This is a genomic window from Nostocoides japonicum T1-X7 (assembly GCF_001046855.1).
GTDB lineage: Bacteria > Actinomycetota > Actinomycetes > Actinomycetales > Dermatophilaceae > Nostocoides > Nostocoides japonicum.
This window is the reverse complement of sequence record NZ_HF570958.1, coordinates 2173548-2189448: the sequence shown is the minus strand read 5'-3', so window position 1 is coordinate 2189448 and position 15901 is coordinate 2173548. Positions and strand designations below refer to the sequence as shown.

General features: G+C 71.8%; 11 protein-coding genes. 7 read left to right on the top strand and 4 right to left on the bottom strand.

The window, feature by feature from the left end:
• Positions 1-1059 (top strand): DNA polymerase (locus BN12_RS09750; protein ID WP_048556235.1); only part of this gene is annotated, 1059 nt, incomplete at its 5' end.
• A 9-nt stretch (positions 1060-1068) separates the two neighbouring features.
• Here the strand turns inward: BN12_RS09750 and BN12_RS09745 are convergent.
• Entirely contained in the window at positions 1069-1992 is a 924-nt protein-coding gene (locus BN12_RS09745; protein ID WP_048552043.1) for a PAC2 family protein, read from the bottom strand.
• A 341-nt stretch (positions 1993-2333) separates the two neighbouring features.
• Between BN12_RS09745 and BN12_RS09740 the strand changes: the two genes are divergently transcribed.
• From BN12_RS09740 to BN12_RS09720, 5 genes are all read left to right on the top strand, one after another.
• On the top strand, positions 2334-3527 hold the full coding sequence (locus tag BN12_RS09740) for a branched-chain amino acid ABC transporter substrate-binding protein (protein ID WP_048552041.1): 1194 nt from the start codon (positions 2334-2336) through the stop codon (positions 3525-3527).
• Between the two features lie 129 nt (positions 3528-3656).
• The gene (locus BN12_RS09735; RefSeq protein WP_048552039.1) at positions 3657-4607 is read left to right on the top strand and encodes a branched-chain amino acid ABC transporter permease; all 951 of its coding nucleotides are present in this window, start codon (positions 3657-3659) and stop codon (positions 4605-4607) included.
• Positions 4604-6904 carry a branched-chain amino acid ABC transporter permease gene (locus tag BN12_RS25775; RefSeq protein ID WP_053079995.1) on the top strand — a complete coding sequence of 767 codons (2301 nt, stop codon included), beginning with the start codon at positions 4604-4606 and terminating at the stop codon, positions 6902-6904. The genes BN12_RS09735 and BN12_RS25775 overlap by 4 nt, the downstream gene beginning before the upstream one ends.
• Positions 6901-7875, top strand: coding sequence for an ABC transporter ATP-binding protein (locus BN12_RS09725; protein WP_083454540.1), 975 nt, complete (start codon positions 6901-6903; stop codon positions 7873-7875). Before BN12_RS25775 ends, BN12_RS09725 begins: the two co-directional genes overlap by 4 nt.
• Positions 7876-7880: 5 nt before the next feature.
• Complete coding sequence (locus tag BN12_RS09720; protein WP_268807027.1) at positions 7881-8591, top strand: ABC transporter ATP-binding protein; 711 nt, start codon at positions 7881-7883, stop codon at positions 8589-8591.
• A 6-nt stretch (positions 8592-8597) separates the two neighbouring features.
• Here the strand turns inward: BN12_RS09720 and BN12_RS09715 are convergent, their stop codons facing one another.
• A complete protein-coding gene (locus BN12_RS09715; RefSeq protein ID WP_083454539.1) occupies positions 8598-9533 on the bottom strand; it encodes a LysR family transcriptional regulator in 936 nt (311 codons plus the stop codon).
• 24 nt (positions 9534-9557) lie between these two features.
• On the opposite strand from BN12_RS09715, the gene BN12_RS09710 reads away from it, so the two are divergent.
• Positions 9558-10913 (top strand): MFS transporter, encoded by a 1356-nt coding sequence (locus BN12_RS09710; protein WP_235432360.1) that lies wholly within the window; start codon positions 9558-9560, stop codon positions 10911-10913.
• A 57-nt stretch (positions 10914-10970) separates the two neighbouring features.
• Here the strand turns inward: BN12_RS09710 and hrpA are convergent, their stop codons facing one another.
• Together hrpA and BN12_RS25095 are read right to left on the bottom strand one after the other, a co-directional pair.
• Positions 10971-14867: an ATP-dependent RNA helicase HrpA gene (gene hrpA, locus BN12_RS09705; protein ID WP_048552035.1), complete on the bottom strand. Its 3897-nt coding sequence runs from the start codon at positions 14865-14867 to the stop codon at positions 10971-10973.
• Positions 14868-14905: 38 nt separating this feature from the next.
• Positions 14906-15901: hypothetical protein (locus BN12_RS25095; RefSeq protein WP_048552033.1), on the bottom strand; the 996-nt coding region annotated here is incomplete at its 5' end.

Genomic DNA, 15901 nt, shown 5'->3' with positions numbered 1-15901 from the left:
CCGCGCCCCACCGACGAGGCCGACGCGCGCCGCATCCGGGCGGAGCGTGACGCGGTCGTCCTCCGTCTGGCGCCGACCGGCGGCGCCACCGACCTGCGCAACCCGGCGCAGGTGCGCGCCCTCCTCGCGTCGGCGGGCATCGACGTGCCGACGACCCGCAAGCACGTCCTCGAGCCCTATCGCGCGACCTCGCCGCTCGTCGACGCGCTCCTGCGGTGGCGCGCCGACGAGCGGGTCGCGACGACGTACGGCTACGCCTGGCTCGACGCCCACGTCGGCGCGGACGACCGGCTCCGCGGCGGATGGACGGCGTGCGACGGTGCCGCCGGGCGGATGACGGCGCAGAACGGCCTGCACAACCTGCCCGTCGCCCTGCGGTCGGCGGTCGCCGCCGCCGAGGGCCACGTCCTCGTCCGGGCGGACCTCGGGCAGATCGAGCCGCGCGTCCTCGCGGCCGTCTCGGGCGACGCGGCCTTCGCCGCGGCGACCCGGGCGGACGACCTCTACGCCCCGGTCGCCGCCCGGTTGGGGGTCGAGCGTCCGATCGCGAAGGTGGCCGTGCTCGCCGCCATGTACGGCCAGCGCAGCGGAGCGGCCGGGCAGGCCCTCAGCGGGCTCGAGCACGCCTACCCCGTCGCGATGGCCCACCTCGACGCCGCGTATGCCGCGGGGACGCGCGGGGAGCCGGTCCGCACCTTCGGTGGCCGGCTCGTGCCGACGGCCTTCGCCGCCGAGGAGCATCCCGTCGGCAGCAACCCGGCGATGGATGCGGCACGGGGGCGGTTCGCCCGCAACGCCGTCATCCAGGGGTCCGCCGCGGAGCTGTTCAAGGCCTGGGCCGCGACGGTCCGTGCGGCCCTCGCCGGCACGCCGGCCCACATCGTCCTGTGCCTCCACGACGAGCTGCTCGTCCACGTGCCCGCCGATGGGGCCCGTGACGTCGTGGGGATCGTCGGCACCGCACTCACCGACGCGGCACGTCGCTGGACCGGCTCCACCGACGTCCGGTTCGTCGCGGACACCTCGGTTGTCCACCGCTGGTCGGAGGCCAAGGACTGAGGTGCTGCGTCAGGCCTGGGGCCCGTCGTCCTCGCCGGTCACCGAGCGGAGGAACTGCTCGAACTCGGCACCGATCTCGTCGGCGGAGGGCAGCGAGCCGCTCTCCGTCGCGAGGAGGCTCTGGCGTCGCTGCCCCTCGACGAAGGCGTCGTACTGCTCCTCGAGGGCGCCGACGACCTGACGGACCTCGTCCGAGCCGGCGACGGCCTCGTCGATCGCGGCGCGGCCCTCGCCGGCGAGCCGCACGAGCTCGTCGTTGGGGAGGTTGAGCCCCGTGACGCCCGCGACGGCGTTGAGCGCGGCGAGCGCGCCCTCGGCGAAGTGACCCTGGGCGAGGTAGTGGGGAACGTGGACCGCGAAGCCGACCGCCTGCTGCCCCGCCTCGCCGAGCCGCAGCTCGAGCAGCGCGGCGAAGCTGCCCGGCACCTCGACGCGACCGAAGGGCGACTCACGCCCGCCGAGGAGCGACCGGTCCGTCCCGTGCGCGGTGAACCCGACCGGCCGGGTGTGAGGGACGCCCATGGGGATGCCGTGGGTCGTGACGACGAGGGAGATGCCGAGGACGCGGATGACCTCGCGGACAGCCTCGACCATCCGCTCCCACTGGTAGTCCGGCTCGGGGCCCTCGAGGATGTAGTAGGTCGTGCCGTCCCGGTCGGTCAGCCGGTGCAGAAGCATGGCCGGGTCGTCGTAGGAGGCCCAGTGGTCGCCGTCGAAGACCATCGGCGGTCGCCGGCCGCGGTAGTCCAGGACCTGGTCGACATCGAAGGACGCGACGACCTGGGCATCGCTGGTCTGGAGCAGGTGGGTCGCGAGGATGCGCTGGATGGCGCCGGCGTCCATGAAGCCGCCCAGCGCGACGAACAGCGCGCCCGGGCGGCGCTCGGGCGCGCCGTCGACCTCGAACCGGTAGAGATCAGAGGGATTCAGCATGGGTCCTCCAGGATCTGTGCCATGACCTCCGTACAACGCCTGAGGGGCCACCGACCATTCCCCCGGCGCGCCGGCCGTCGCCCGGATTGCGGGAAATGATCGACCGTCACGGAAATCTTCCCGGAACCTGGCGGTCACGACCACCGACTTGCCGCGATGTCACGGTTGGCAAACCAATGGTCACACCTTTGCCGAAGTGCTTGACACCCCTCCGTCGATGAGTGAAGGTTCCCTCCAGCCGGCCTCGCACCGGGGCCGTACGCCCGGCTGTCGGCACGTCCTGCCGCCGGGGACCCGGACCGCTGCGGCGGTCACCGAAAACTCTACGGAGGAACACCTTGATGCGGACTCGCAACCTGGTCAGCGTCGCCGTCCTCGGCCTCGCGGCCACCACGGCCCTCGGGGCCTGCTCGAACTCCAATGACAGCGGCGGCCTGTCCGGCGGTTCGTCCTCGGGCGGTGGCGGAGGCGCGACCTACACCGTCGCGTTCGAGGGGCCCCTCTCGGGCGACAACGCCCAGCTGGGCATCAACGAGGTCAACGCCGCCCAGCTCGCCGTCGACCAGGCCAACCAGAAGGGCGACCTCGGCTTCACCCTCAAGCTGCTCAAGGCCGACGACGTGGGCGACCCGTCGAAGGCGCCCGCCGCGGCCGCCCAGATCCTCCAGGACAACACGGTCATGGGCGTCATCGGCCCGTCGTTCTCCGGGACGACGAAGGCGGTCGGCAAGACCTTCGGCGACGCCGGTCTCGCGATCGTCAACCCGTCGGCGAGCAACGGCACGCTCCAGACGCTCGGCTTCAAGACGTGGCACCGCGTCAACCCCAACGACTTCGCCGAGGGCCCGGCGGCCGCCGACTGGCTCGCGAAGAAGGCGAAGAAGGTCTTCGTCGTCGACGACCTGTCCGACTACGGCTCCGGTGTCGCCGCGGCGGTCATCAAGGAGCTCAAGGCCAAGGGCGTCACCGTCCAGCACCAGGGTGTCGACGCGAAGACGACCGACTACGGCGCCATCTCCCAGACCGTGAAGAACTCCGGCGCCGACGCCGTGTTCTACGCCGGCTACGACGCCCAGGGCGCGCTGTTCACCAAGGCCCTCACGGCCGTCGGCTACAAGGGCATCCGGATGGCCGGGAACGGCGTGAAGTCCTCGGTCTTCACCGAGGGCGCCGGCGCGGCCGGCAACGGCTTCTACTTCAGCTGCGGCTGCCAGGACGCGACGGTGGCCCCGTCCGCGAAGGACTTCACCGCGGCATACCAGAAGATGTTCAACACGCCGCCGTCGACGTACTCCCCCGAGGCCTACGACGCGACGAACATCCTCATCAACGCCATCAAGGCGGCCAAGGCGGCCGGCTCGGTGACCCGCGCGACCGTCAACGAGCAGGTCAACAAGACCGACTACGAGGGCATCACCGGGCACATCAAGTTCGGCACCGACGGCGACCTCGCGAAGGGCTCCGGCACCGTCAACCTCTACGAGCAGAAGGACGGCAAGATCGTCTCGCTCGGGGACATCACGAAGGCGAGCTGAACGACCAGACACCGGTCCACCCGTGACTGGTGACAGCTGGGGGTCTGCGCCGACCGACCGGTCGGCGCAGACCCCCGGTCATGCCTCATCCCTCCCATCTCGCAGACCGCGCCCCGGAGAGGCCCTGCCATGACCGACTTCCTCAACTACCTCATCCTCGGTCTGACCCGAGGGTCGATGTACGCCCTCATCGCGCTGGGCTACACCCTCGTCTACGGCGTCCTCCAGCTGATCAACTTCGCCCACAGCGAGGTGTTCATGTCGGGTGCCTTCGGCTCCTACCTCGTCGTGAGCGGCGTCGTCGGGAGCCATCACAACCTGCCCTGGTATGCCACGGTGGGGGTCCTCCTCATCGGCCTGGGGTCCGGCGCGGCCGTCGGCGCGTTCGTCGCGTGGGCACTGGAGCGCGTCGCATACCGACCACTGCGCGAGCGGGGGGCGCCCAAGCTGGCGTTCCTCATCAGCGCCATCGGCGCCTCCTTCTTCCTCTCCCAGCTCGCCGGGAAACTGTTCAACCGGCTGTCGCAGAACCAGTTCCCCACCTACTTCAACGCCAACGGCGCGGCGCTCCACATCGGCGGGGCGAGCGTGTCGTGGATCCAGCTCATCGTCATCGTCAGCGCCCTCGTCCTCATGATCGGCCTCGACCGGCTCGTCAACGGCACGAAGCTCGGGTCGAGCATCCGAGGGGTCGCGGAGGACGCGCCGACGGCCGCCCTCATGGGCATCGACATCGACAAGACGATCTCTCGCACCTTCATCATCGGCGGCGCCCTCGGGGGAGCCGCCGGATTCCTGTTCGGCACCGCTTTCGTCTTCTCCAACACGATGGGCTTCATCCCCGGGGTCAAGGCCTTCGCCGCCGCCGTCCTCGGCGGCATCGGCAACATCCGCGGCGCGATGATCGGCGGACTGCTCCTCGGCGTCGTGGAGAACCTCGTCCCGACGGCACCGTGGAACGGCGGACAGGCCTGGATCGGCATCCAGTGGACCGACGTCGTCGCCTTCGTCGTCCTCATCCTCGTCCTCGTCCTGCGGCCCACCGGCATCCTCGGCGAGAAGCTCGGGAGGGCCGCATGAGCGCCGCGACGACCGACACGCCCACCCCGTCGCAGGGCCCGACGCCCTACGCCATCAAGCCGCCGAGCGGCGTCGTCCACAACCCGCACGTGCGACGGTTCGTCGCGTGTCTCGCCCTCGGCTTCGTCCTCGCCCTCATGATCGGCGAGCAGGAGGGGACCCAGCAGGACTTCGGGCTGGCCTTCCGCGAGGCCGTCGCGCTCCCCCGCATCCTCATCTTCCTCGGCATCGGGATCCTCGTCTTCCTCGCGATCACCTTCTGGCCGCGCATCGAGCACTTCCTCATCCGACCGGGCATCCGGCCGCTGTTCGTCGGCCTGCTCTCCGTCGCGGTGTCCCAGACCCTGCTGAAGTGGAGCGACTCCTCCGTCGTCGGCAACGGCAAGTTCGGGACGCTCGCCGGCAAGGCCGCCGACACCCCGCAGCTCGCGCCGTTCGCCCGGGCCTACTTCACGACGGGTGTCGCGTGGGCCGCCCTCATCGTCGTGGTCGTCGTGGCGGCGTATGCGATCTTCACCGGTCAACGGGCCGTCGCGTGGGTCGGAGCGGGCCTCGCGGTCGTCGTCGGCCTCTGGGCCTTCTTCAGCCAGGGCCGGGTCGTGTCCCTTCTGCAGACCCCCGACCACTCGACGGGCGCGCTCGTGGCGCTCCTCGGCTACCTCGCGATCGCAGCGGCGTGCGCGGCCTGCGCCCTCCGACGCACCGAGACCGCCGACACGAAGGGCTTCATCGACCGGGTGTTCGCCTGGCGGCCCGGTATGCCCCTCGCCGCCGTCGGCATCGTCGTCGGCCTCGTCTCCCTCGGCGTCGCGACGTGGTTCTCGCCGCAGAACGAGGACCTCACCCTCGTCGACACGGCGTCCTTCTTCAGCGGGCACGGTCTCGCCCCGCTCTCCCAGGCCTACCTGTCCTGGCTCGGGTACCTCCTGTTCGTCGTCGCCGCCGTGCTCGCCGTCCTCGGCTGCCTGCGCCGTGACACGCGGATCGCGTGGGCCACGGCGGTCGTCGGCATCGTCGGCGCGGTCCTCACGCTCATGACGCTCTACAGCACGAGCAGCCTCGGCGCGAAGTCCGGCTTCGACGGCGCGAGCGGGGCGTGGCAGAACCTCGGCGGCGGCGGCTGGTTCGCCGCGGCGGCCTTCACCATCCTCGCCGGAGCCGGGTACATCGTCCTGTCCGTCGCGCACGACGTGAAGGTCGGAAAGCTCAGCGACCTCGGCTCCGACATCGTCGGGCAGGCGCGGCAGGTGCCCGGGATGGGCAAGGCCCTCGTCCTCCTCGTCGTGGCGGCCGCGCTCTTCTACCCGCCGACCGCGACCGAGTTCTGGCAGAAGGTCATCGTCAGCGAGATCGGCATCTACGTCCTCCTCGCGATCGGCCTCAACGTCGTCGTCGGCTGGGCCGGGCTGCTCGACCTCGGCTTCATCGCCTTCTACGCCATCGGCTCCTACACGACGGCCTACCTCGTCGGAGCGCTGCCCATCACGCCGCCGGAATGGCTGCGCCTTCCACCCCTCGCGGCCATCCCGTTCGCCATCGTCATCTGTCTGATCGCCGGCGTGGCGCTCGGCTTCCCGACCCTCCGGTTGCGCGGCGACTACCTCGCCATCGTGACCCTCGGCTTCGGCGAGATCATCCGCCTCGTCGCCATCAACAACCCGGCCAACTTCACCAACGGCCCGCGTGGCGCCTTCGGCATCCCCCAGCCCTCGATCCACCTCGGCCCGCTCCACATCGACTGGGGATCGAGCTCGCTGCAGTACTGGTACCTCCTGCTCGTCCTCATCGGCGTGACCGTCCTGCTCTTCAACCGGCTCGAGCAGTCCCGGCTCGGCCGGGCGTGGGCCGCGATCCGCGAGGACGAGGTGGCCGCCCAGGCCTCAGGTGTCAACACCGTCCGGGTGAAGCTGCTCGCCTTCGCCATCGGCGCGTCGACGTCGGGTGTGGCCGGCGTGTTCTTCGCGAGCCAGATCGGCTACATCAACCCGGACAACTTCATCCTCAACAACTCCATCCTCGTCGTCGCCTACGTCGTGTTCGGCGGCATGGGCTCCCTCCCCGGCGCGATGGCCGGGGCGGCGGTGCTCACCTGGCTTCCGGAGTTCCTCAAGGACCAGGTGCCCGCCGAGGACCGGCAGATGTGGATCGGCGCCGTCATCCTGCTCATGATGATCTTCCGCCCGCAGGGCCTCATCCCGGCCAAGCGTCGCGCGGCCGAGTTGCACGGCCTGGACGACCAGCCGCGCGAGGAGACCAGAGCCGTGCCCGCCGGCGAGGGGATGGGAGGAGGCCGATGACCGCCACCACCGAGACTCCCGCCGTTTCCCCTTCGGAGGGTCGCGAGATCGTCTTCGACGTCAACCACATCACCCTCCGGTTCGGCGGCGTCACCTCGATCAACGACGTGTCGCTGCGGATGTACCGCGACGAGATCCTCGCGGTCATCGGCCCCAACGGAGCCGGCAAGACGTCGCTGTTCAACTCCCTGACCGGCGTCTACACGCCGCAGGAGGGGTCCATCACCCTCGCGGGCCGGACCGGCGACGCGCCGCAGACGGTCATCGGGAAGAAGACCCACGTCATCAACCACATGGGCGTGGCGCGGACCTTCCAGAACATCCGCCTCTTCCCCGCCCTCACCGCCCTGGAGAACGTCAAGGTCGGCATCGAGACGCGGATGAAGGCCGGGCCCATCGCCTCGATGCTCGGCCTGCCCAACCAGCGGCGCGAGGAGCGGGAGAGCACGCAGAGGGCATACGACCTGCTCAAGCTCGTGGGCCTGGTCAACCGGGCCAACAACCTCGCCGGATCGCTGGCCTACGGCGAGCAGCGGCGGTTGGAGATCGCCCGCGCCCTCGGCACCGACCCCGGCGTCATCCTCCTCGACGAGCCGGCCGCCGGGACCAACCCCGTCGAGAAGCGCGACCTCGCCGACCTCATCCGGCTCATCAACCGCGAGCTCGGCATCTCGGTCCTGCTCATCGAGCACGACATGAAGCTCGTCATGTCGGTGGCGGACCGGCTCATCGTCCTCAACTTCGGCAGCAAGATCGCCGAGGGGCTGCCCGAGGAGATCCAGCGCAACCCCGCCGTCATCGCCGCCTACCTCGGCACGTCGGCCGAGGAGGCGGAGGCCCAGGCCGAGGCCCAGCCCGAGCTGGAGCTCATCGCCGACGAGACCGAAGGCATGACGTCGCTCGCCGAGTCGACGGAGCCGGACGGCACGAGTTTCGACCCGACGACGAGCACCGAGGAGGAGTCCCGATGAGCGACATGCTCGAGGTCGACGACATCGAGGTCCGCTACGGCGCGATCCGGGCGCTCAAGGGCGTCTCGTTCACCGTCAAGGAGGGCGAGGTCGTCGCGCTCCTCGGTGCCAACGGCGCGGGCAAGACGACGACCCAGAAGACGGTGTCCGGCATGCTGCGGCCGGTCCACGGCGAGATCCGCCTCGACGGCCTGCGGATAGACGGTGTGCCCGCCCACGAGCTGATCAACCTCGGGATCTGCCACGTCCCGGAGGGCCGGCGGGTCTTCCCGACGATGTCGGTCGCTGAGAACCTCGAGATGGGGGCCTTCCGGTTCAAGAAGCCGGACGAGAAGGTCCTCGCCCGGGTCCTCGAGCTCTTCCCCCGGCTGCAGGAGCGCTACAAGCAGTTGGCCGGGACCCTGTCCGGCGGCGAGCAGCAGATGCTGGCCATCGGCCGGGCCCTCATGGGCAAGCCCCGGCTGCTCCTGCTCGACGAGCCCTCCATGGGCCTGGCCCCGCTCGTCGTGCAGCAGATCTTCGACATCATCCGGGAGATCAACGACAGCGGCGTCACCGTGCTGCTCGTCGAGCAGAACGCCGCCCAGGCCCTGGCCATCGCCAACCGGGGCTACGTCCTGGAGACCGGCGAGATCGTGCTGTCCGGCAGCGGCGAGAAGCTGCTGTCCGACGACCGGATCCGGGCCGCCTACCTGGGCGAGGAGATCGCCTCCTAGGCTCGCTCAGGTCGAGGCCCCGTGGGCCGTCCCCGTCTCCGACATCGTCGCGCCGGAGTCGTCCGGTCGTGGCGGTACGGCGTTGTCCTGGAGGTAGGCGAGGAATCGGCCGGCCGGGGGCAGCAACGTCCGGTCGGTGCGCCAGGTCACGCCGATGGTTCGCCGTGCCTCGCGGGTGGTCAGCCGCAGCGGCACGGAGCCGGTGTGGGCGGCGAGCTGCTCGGGGACGACGCTGACGCCGAGGCCGGCCGCGACGAGCCCTTCGATGGTGACCAGGTCGGCCGACTCGAAGGTGATCGGTGGTGCGATGCCCGCGTCGCGCAGGAGGCCGTCGAGCAGGTGGCGGTAGCCGAAGCCGACGGGTGTGGTGATCAGCGGGTCGTCGGCGAGCTCGGCCAGGTCGATCCGTCGACGCCGCACGAGTCGGTGCGTGGGCGGGACGATGGCGACCAGGCGTTCGTCCTGGAGCGGATGCCAGCCGAAGTCGCCGTCGGGCCGGTCCGAGGTGATCGCCAGCTCGATGCTCCCCCGGTCGACGTCGCGCAGCATCTCGTGGGCCGGTTCCTGAGTGAGCTGGATCCGGATCCCTGGCGCCTGGGCGTGGAATCCTCGCAGCAGACCGGGGACCAGGCTCGTGGCCAACGAGTCGAGGAACGCGAGCCGCACGACACCCGTGTCGGGGTCATGCCGGGCGGCGAGCTCCTCCATCAGTCGGGTGTAGGTCGCGAGGATCGAGCGAGCCGCGGCGACCGCGACCTCGCCGTCCGGGGTGACCTCGACCCCGGACGAGGTCCGTTCGAACAGGGGCGCACCCAGTTCGCCCTCGATCCGTGCCAGGGCGCGCGACAGCGTGGGCTGGCTGACGCGCAGGATCGCGGCGGTATCCGTGACCTGGCCGTACTCCGCAAGCGCCGTCAGCCAGGAGAGATCACGGATCAACATGTGTCCTCATCATACCCATGACGCATGACTCTGCGCTGCCTCGTGCATTGGACGTATGACACCTGGCTGGACAGGCTGGAGGGCATGGGCAGCACACCGGTCCTGGAGGGCGCGTCGCGACACGCGGGCTACCTGCCGGGGACGGACGGATATCGCCGAGTCCTCGTCGCCCTGTTCGCCGCCGGCCTCGCGACGTTCGTGCTGATGTATGACACGCAGGCGGTGCTGACCGAGCTCGCCGCGTCATTCCGTCTCACGCCGGAGCAGAGCACCCTGTCGGTCTCCCTGACCACCGCGACCCTCGCGGTGGCGCTGTTGGTCGCCGGGCCGCTCTCGGAGATCATCGGCCGCACCCGCCTCATCCGCTTCTCCCTCATCGCGGCCACGATCGTGTCCGCGCTGTGCGCACTCGCCCCGTCCTGGTCGATGCTCCTCGGCCTGCGGCTGCTGCTGGGAGTCGTGATCGCGGGCCTGCCTGCCGTCGCGACCTCCTACCTGCAGGAGGAGCTCCACGCCTCGGCCCACGGCCGCGCCGCGGGCCTCTATGTCGGTGGGACCGCCCTGGGAGGCATGGCCAGCAGGCTCCTGACCGCGCCCGTCGCCGATGCCGTCGGCTGGCGCTGGGCACTCGCGGCCGCCGCCGCCCTGGCGCTGGTGTGCACGGTGCTCGTCCTCGTCCTCCTTCCCCGATCGCGGGGCTTCGTCCCGGCCGAGCCTCGCCTGCGCAGTCTCGCCGGGATGGCCGGGAAGACCCTCCGGGACCCCGCCCTCCTCGCGCTCTACGGAGTCGGAGCCTGCGGCATGGGGGCCACGATCGCCGTCTTCAACGCCCTCGGCTTCCGCCTCGTCGCCGCGCCGTTCGGACTCGACGTCGGCTTCATCGGCCTGCTCTACCTCACCTACGTGTTGGGCAGCGTCAGCTCCGGCACCGCGGGGAGCCTCGCGGACCGATGGGGCCGCCGCACCGTCATCCCCATCGCCTGCGCGATCGCCCTCGCCGGCGTCCTGCTCACCCTCGTCCCCGCCCTGCCCGCCATCATCGCCGGTCTCGCGCTACTCGTCATCGGCTTCTTCGGTATGCACGGCCTCGCCAGCGGCTGGGTCACCGTCCGTGCCCATGCCGTCGGCGTCAGCACCGGACAAGCGGCTGCCTTCTACCTCTGCGCCTACTACCTCGGCTCCTCGGTCTTCGGGAATCTCGGCACCACCGCCTGGACCCGCGCCGCATGGCCCGGTGTCGCCGCCGTCGCCGGCGTCCTCATCCTCGCCGCGGGAGTCCTCGTCCGCATCCTCCACCGCACCCCCTCAGCCCTCACGGTCACGACACATCCACGCCCGGCCCGCCTGCCGGGACGGCCGCCCGGCCCCGCGCCGAGATGACGGGCAGCCGAGAGTACGACGACGCGTGACGGTGGCGCAGCGGTCCGGGCCGGGCCGTCACCGGGCGGCAGCGACGGCGGCGAGGACGCGCTTCTCCGAGACGGGGTATGCCGTCCCGAGCGACTGCGCGAAGAGCGAGACACGCAGCTCCTCGATCATCCACGCGAGGTCCCGGACGGGATCGCTCGATGCCTCCGGAGTGTCCGGACCGAGCTCCTCGACGAGGTCGGCATACACGCCCTCCACCCGGTCGACGGACTCCTGGAGCACCGGCTCGCGGGCGTTCGTCATGGCCCGGTCCAGCCGGACGCCGGCGGCACGGAGGTACCGGGCGACGTCGGGGAGCCGGGCGAGCCCCGTGTCGGCGACGAACCCCGGACGGACGAGGCTCTCCCGCTGGGCCCGCACGTCGGCGAGGGTCGCCGCGAGCCAGCGCGGTGGACTCGCCGTGGCCGTCAGCGCGCCGAGTCGGCGGTCGACCGCGGCGGCCTCGTCGAGGACGGGCTGCACCGCGGTGAGCACCTGGAGGACCCGCGGCGCGACATGCGCGCGGACCTTGCCGAGGGCCTCGTCGAACTGCTCCCTCGTCCGGACGTCGCCGACGTACTCGGCGACGATGGCGTCGACGGCGCAGGCGAGGGCGTCCTCGAGGAGCGCGGGGACGCTGCCGTGCGGGTTGCGCGCGAGGGCGAGCTTGTCGGCGTTGGAGAGTCCGGCGAGCACGCGCTTCCACGGCGGGCTCGTCGCGAGGAGCAGCAGGCGCCGGACGCCGCGGCGGGTGAGCGCGGCAGCCGCCGGCTCGTCGGGCACGATCCGCAGGTCGACAGTGCTCCCTCGGTCGACGAGGGCCGGGAACCCTTGGACCGTATGCCGTCCCGCCCGCCCCTCCCAGTGCGTCGGCAGCTCCCCGATGTCCCAGGTCGTCAGGCCGACCCGCTCGATCTGCGCGCCGACGCGGGAGATCCGGTGCTGGACGTGGCCCGCCAGCTCCTCCTTGAGGAGGGTGAGATCCCGCCCCGACCCGACGACCCGTCGCCGGCCGTCCTCGACGACGAACCGCATCCGCAGATGAGGCGGCACCCGCGCGACGTCCCATTCCTCCGGCGGCACGCGGATGCCCGTCGTCGTGCGGAGCCCGTCGGCAAGCGCTGTGGTGAACGGCTCGTCCCGCCGGTCGCCGACGACCCGTAGGGCGGTCCGCGCATGGTCGGGGACGGGGACGAAGGCACGCCGCGTCGACTTGGGCAGGGCCCGGACGAGGGCGACGGCGAGGTCCTCCCGAAGCCCAGGAACCTGCCAGTCGAACCCCACGTCCTCCACCTGGTTGAGCACCTCGAGGGGCACGTGGACCGTCACGCCGTCGTCGTCGTGCCCGGGCTCGAACTGGTAGGACAGGCGCAGTTCGAGGTCACCCTGGCGCCAGGCGCGCGGATAGTCGTCCGCCGAGACACGGTCGGCGTCGCCCCGGGTGAGCAGCTCCTCGGTGAGGTCGAGCAGGTGCGGCTGCTCGCGCGAGGCGCCCTTCCACCACGTGTCGAAGTGCCGGGCCGACACGACTTCGGCCGGCAGCCGCTCGTCGTAGAAGGCGAGGAGGATCTCGTCGTCGACGACGAGATCCCTTCTGCGAGCGCGCTCCTCGAGGGCAATGAGCCGGCGGACGAGCTGCTCGTTGCGGCGCCAGAACGCGTGCCTGGTGTCCCAGTCCCCCTCGACGAGGGCGTGCCGGATGAACAGCTCGCGGGCGAGGCCGGCGTCGATCCTCCCGAGCTGGACCGTCCGGTCCGCGACGAGGGGCACGCCGTAGAGCGTCACCCGCTCCGTCGCGACGGCCGCGCCCTGCCTCCGCGACCAGCGCGGCTCGCTGTACGACCGTTTGACGACGTGGGCCCCCGCCTCCTCGGCCCACCGTGGGTCGATGCGAGCGGTGGTCCGGGCCCACACCTTCGTCGTCTCGACGAGCTCGGCCGCCATGACGTAGTCCGGCTGTCGCCGGAACAGCGCGGACCCGGGCGAGATGGAGAACCGCGCTCCGCGGGCTCCCTGGTAGTCGCGGCGCGCCTCGTCGCGGAGTCCGACGTGGGACAGCAGGCCGGCGAGGAGCGCCCGATGGACGAGGTCGAGATCGGGGGTGCCGTCCTCGCGCGAGGTCCGTCGTGAGGGGTCGATCCGGACGTCCTTGCAGGTGCGACGGAGCTGTGCGTGGACGTCCTGCCACTCCCTCACCCGCAGGTAGTGGAGGTACTCGGCGACGCACATCCGGCGGAACGCGCTGCCGGACAACGCCTTCTGGCGGTCCCGCAGGTAGTCCCACAGGGCGAGGAGGGTGGCGAAGTCGCTGTTCTCCTGCCGGAACCGGGCATGTGCCTGGTCGGCCTGGGTCCGCTTCTCCGCCGGGCGCTCCCGCGGATCCTGGATCGACAGGGCGGCGACGAGGACGAGCACCTCCGCGGTGCAGCCGAGCCGGTCCGCCTCGATGACCATGCGTCCGAGCCGGGGGTCGATCGGCATCCGGGCGAGGGTGCGACCGTATGCCGTGAGCCGCCGACCGTCCGGGCCCACCCCGCCCCGGTCCCGGGAGCCTCGTCGCCCACGCCCACGCCTCGCCCCGGGGCGCCCTTCCGGATCCGCCTGTGCGGCATCCTCTTTCGGACCGGCGAAGGCGCCCAGCTCCTCCAGCAGACGGACGCCGTCGGCGACCTGCCGTGCGTCCGGGGCGTCGACGAAGGGGAACCGGCGCACGTCGCCGAGGCCGAGGGAGGTCATCTGGAGGATGACCGAGGCGAGGCTGGTCCGCAGGATCTCGGGCTCGGTGAAGGCGGGCCGGGACTCGAAGTCGGCCTCGGCATACAGCCGGATGGCGACGCCGTCGCTCACCCGTCCGCACCGCCCCGACCGCTGGAGCGCGCTCGCCTGGGAGACCGGCTCGATCGGGAGGCGCTGCACCTTCGTCCGCTGGCTGTAGCGCGAGATCCGCGCGGTGCCGGTGTCGACGACGTAGCGGATGCCGGGCACGGTGAGGGAGGTCTCGGCGACGTTCGTCGCGAGGACGACCCGGCGGCCGGGCGCCCGGCGGAAGACGCGGTGCTGCTCGGCGGCCGAGAGCCTGGCATACAGCGGGAGGATCTCGGTGTTGGGCAGGTGGAGACCGGCGAGCGCGTCGTGGGCGTCGCGGATCTCCCGCTCCCCGGAGAGGAAGACGAGGATGTCCTCGTCCTGGCCGTGGCGGGCCTCGGTCCACAGCTCCTCGACCGCGTCGCAGATGCCCGTCACCTGGTCGCGCTCCGGCTCGTCCGGCCGGTCGGGGTCGACGAGCGGGCGGTACCGGACCTCGACGGGATACGTGCGTCCGGACACCTCGATGACCGGGACGGGCCGGGCCGGGCCGAGGGTGAAGTGGTCGGCGAAGCGCTGCGGGTCGATCGTCGCCGAGGTGACGACGACGGCGAGGTCGGGCCGGCGCGGGAGGAGCTGGCGCAGGTAGCCGAGGATGAAGTCGATGTTGAGGCTGCGCTCGTGGGCCTCGTCGATGACGATCGCGTCGTAGCGGCGCAGGTCGCGGTCGCGCTGCAGCTCGGCGAGCAGGATGCCGTCGGTCATCACCTTGACCTGGGTCCGGGCGCTCGAGTGGTCGGTGAAGCGCACCTGGTAGCCGACGGCGTCGCCGAGCTCGGTGCGCAGCTCCTCGGCCATCCGCTCGGCGACGGAGCGGGCGGCGATCCGCCGCGGCTGGGTGTGGCCGATCTGGCCGGCCTGGCCGCGCCCGACCTCCAGGAGCATCTTGGGCAGCTGGGTCGTCTTGCCGGAGCCGGTCTCCCCCGCGACGACGACGACCTGATGGTCCCGCAGCGCGTCGAGGATCTCCTCACGCCGCCCGACGACGGGCAGCTGGTCGGGGTAGTGCAGATCCGCCGCGGTCCAGGTGCGCCGCGGCCCGGGGTCGGTCGCGGCAGACATGCCCTCGATCGTATGCCGGGGCCCGCTCGCGGCCGACCTCAGCGGCGACCGTCGTCGTGCGGGTCGGCGGGCGCGCGAACCCTCGTCGCCGTCTTCGTCGTGCCCTCCACTCCCCACGCGGCGAGCAGCAGCCGCCGCCCGCCCGGCCCGGACAGGGTGGCCCTCTGCCAGTCGTCGGCGACCCTCGCCCGCCACTGGTCGGCGGCGACCCGCTGGACCTTCGTCATCGTCCGGGTGATCCGTCCGCCGGTGGCGGGTGGGCGGATCCGCACGAGCCGAGGGTCGGCGGGTGGGGGCGGCAGCCGCCAGGGCGCCTTCGTCCACAGCTGCTCCTTGGACCCGATGGCGAGGCGTTCGGCCGTCGTCAGGGGTCGCCGGACGCCGTCGCGCGTCACCGCCCGGGCCGCACTCGAGGCCCGAAGGACCCGGGCTCCCGCGAGGCCCGCCGTGACGGCCTCCTGACCCGCGATGCTCCTCCAGCTGCCTTCTCCGTAGAGCGCCTTGAGGCCGACGGTCGCCGCCGTGGAGACTCCCCCGGCCACGACACCGCCGGCCTTGGTCCACGGGGTCGGGACGAGCCCCATGGCCGACACCCCGGTGGCGGCGGTCCGCGTCCGGTGCAGGATCCGGTAGAGCGCCGGGTCGGCGATCGCGTCGTCGGCGAGGTCTCGGAGGCCGGCTCCGCAGCGCCGGTCGGCCTCGTCGAGCCGGCTGCGGGCCGCCTGCCACGCGGCCCGTGCGGTGTCCAGGCAGGGCAGCCACTGGACCCGCTCGAGCTCGAGCGAGCGCCGCGTGGCCTCGTCCGGCCCGGACCACAGGCGGCGGTTCAGCTCGTCGACCGTGGCGGAGGCCGAGGCGAACCGCCAGGCGGCGCAGCGGGCGTCCTCCTGTGCGTCGGCGAGCGCCGCGGCATACGTCCGCAGGATCGTCGCGGCGCCGCTGTAGCGCCGGGCGACCGCGAGGAGGGTCTGCGGGACCTCCCCGACCCGCGACGCGAAGAGGCGGCCCGCCGGGCTGTCCCACTCCCCCGTGCG

Excerpts from the sequence above, each read along its gene's own strand:
- BN12_RS09745 (WP_048552043.1), bottom strand. The coding sequence starts at position 1,992 with ATGCTGAATCCCTCTGATCTCTACCGGTTCGAGGTCGACGGCGCGCCC.
- BN12_RS09740 (WP_048552041.1), top strand. The coding sequence starts at position 2,334 with ATGCGGACTCGCAACCTGGTCAGCGTCGCCGTCCTCGGCCTCGCGGCC.
- BN12_RS09735 (WP_048552039.1), top strand. The coding sequence starts at position 3,657 with ATGACCGACTTCCTCAACTACCTCATCCTCGGTCTGACCCGAGGGTCG.
- BN12_RS25775 (WP_053079995.1), top strand. The coding sequence starts at position 4,604 with ATGAGCGCCGCGACGACCGACACGCCCACCCCGTCGCAGGGCCCGACG.
- BN12_RS09725 (WP_083454540.1), top strand. The coding sequence starts at position 6,901 with ATGACCGCCACCACCGAGACTCCCGCCGTTTCCCCTTCGGAGGGTCGC.
- BN12_RS09720 (WP_268807027.1), top strand. The coding sequence starts at position 7,881 with ATGCTCGAGGTCGACGACATCGAGGTCCGCTACGGCGCGATCCGGGCG.
- BN12_RS09715 (WP_083454539.1), bottom strand. The coding sequence starts at position 9,533 with ATGTTGATCCGTGATCTCTCCTGGCTGACGGCGCTTGCGGAGTACGGC.
- BN12_RS09710 (WP_235432360.1), top strand. The coding sequence starts at position 9,558 with ATGACTCTGCGCTGCCTCGTGCATTGGACGTATGACACCTGGCTGGAC.
- hrpA (WP_048552035.1), bottom strand. The coding sequence starts at position 14,867 with ATGTCTGCCGCGACCGACCCCGGGCCGCGGCGCACCTGGACCGCGGCG.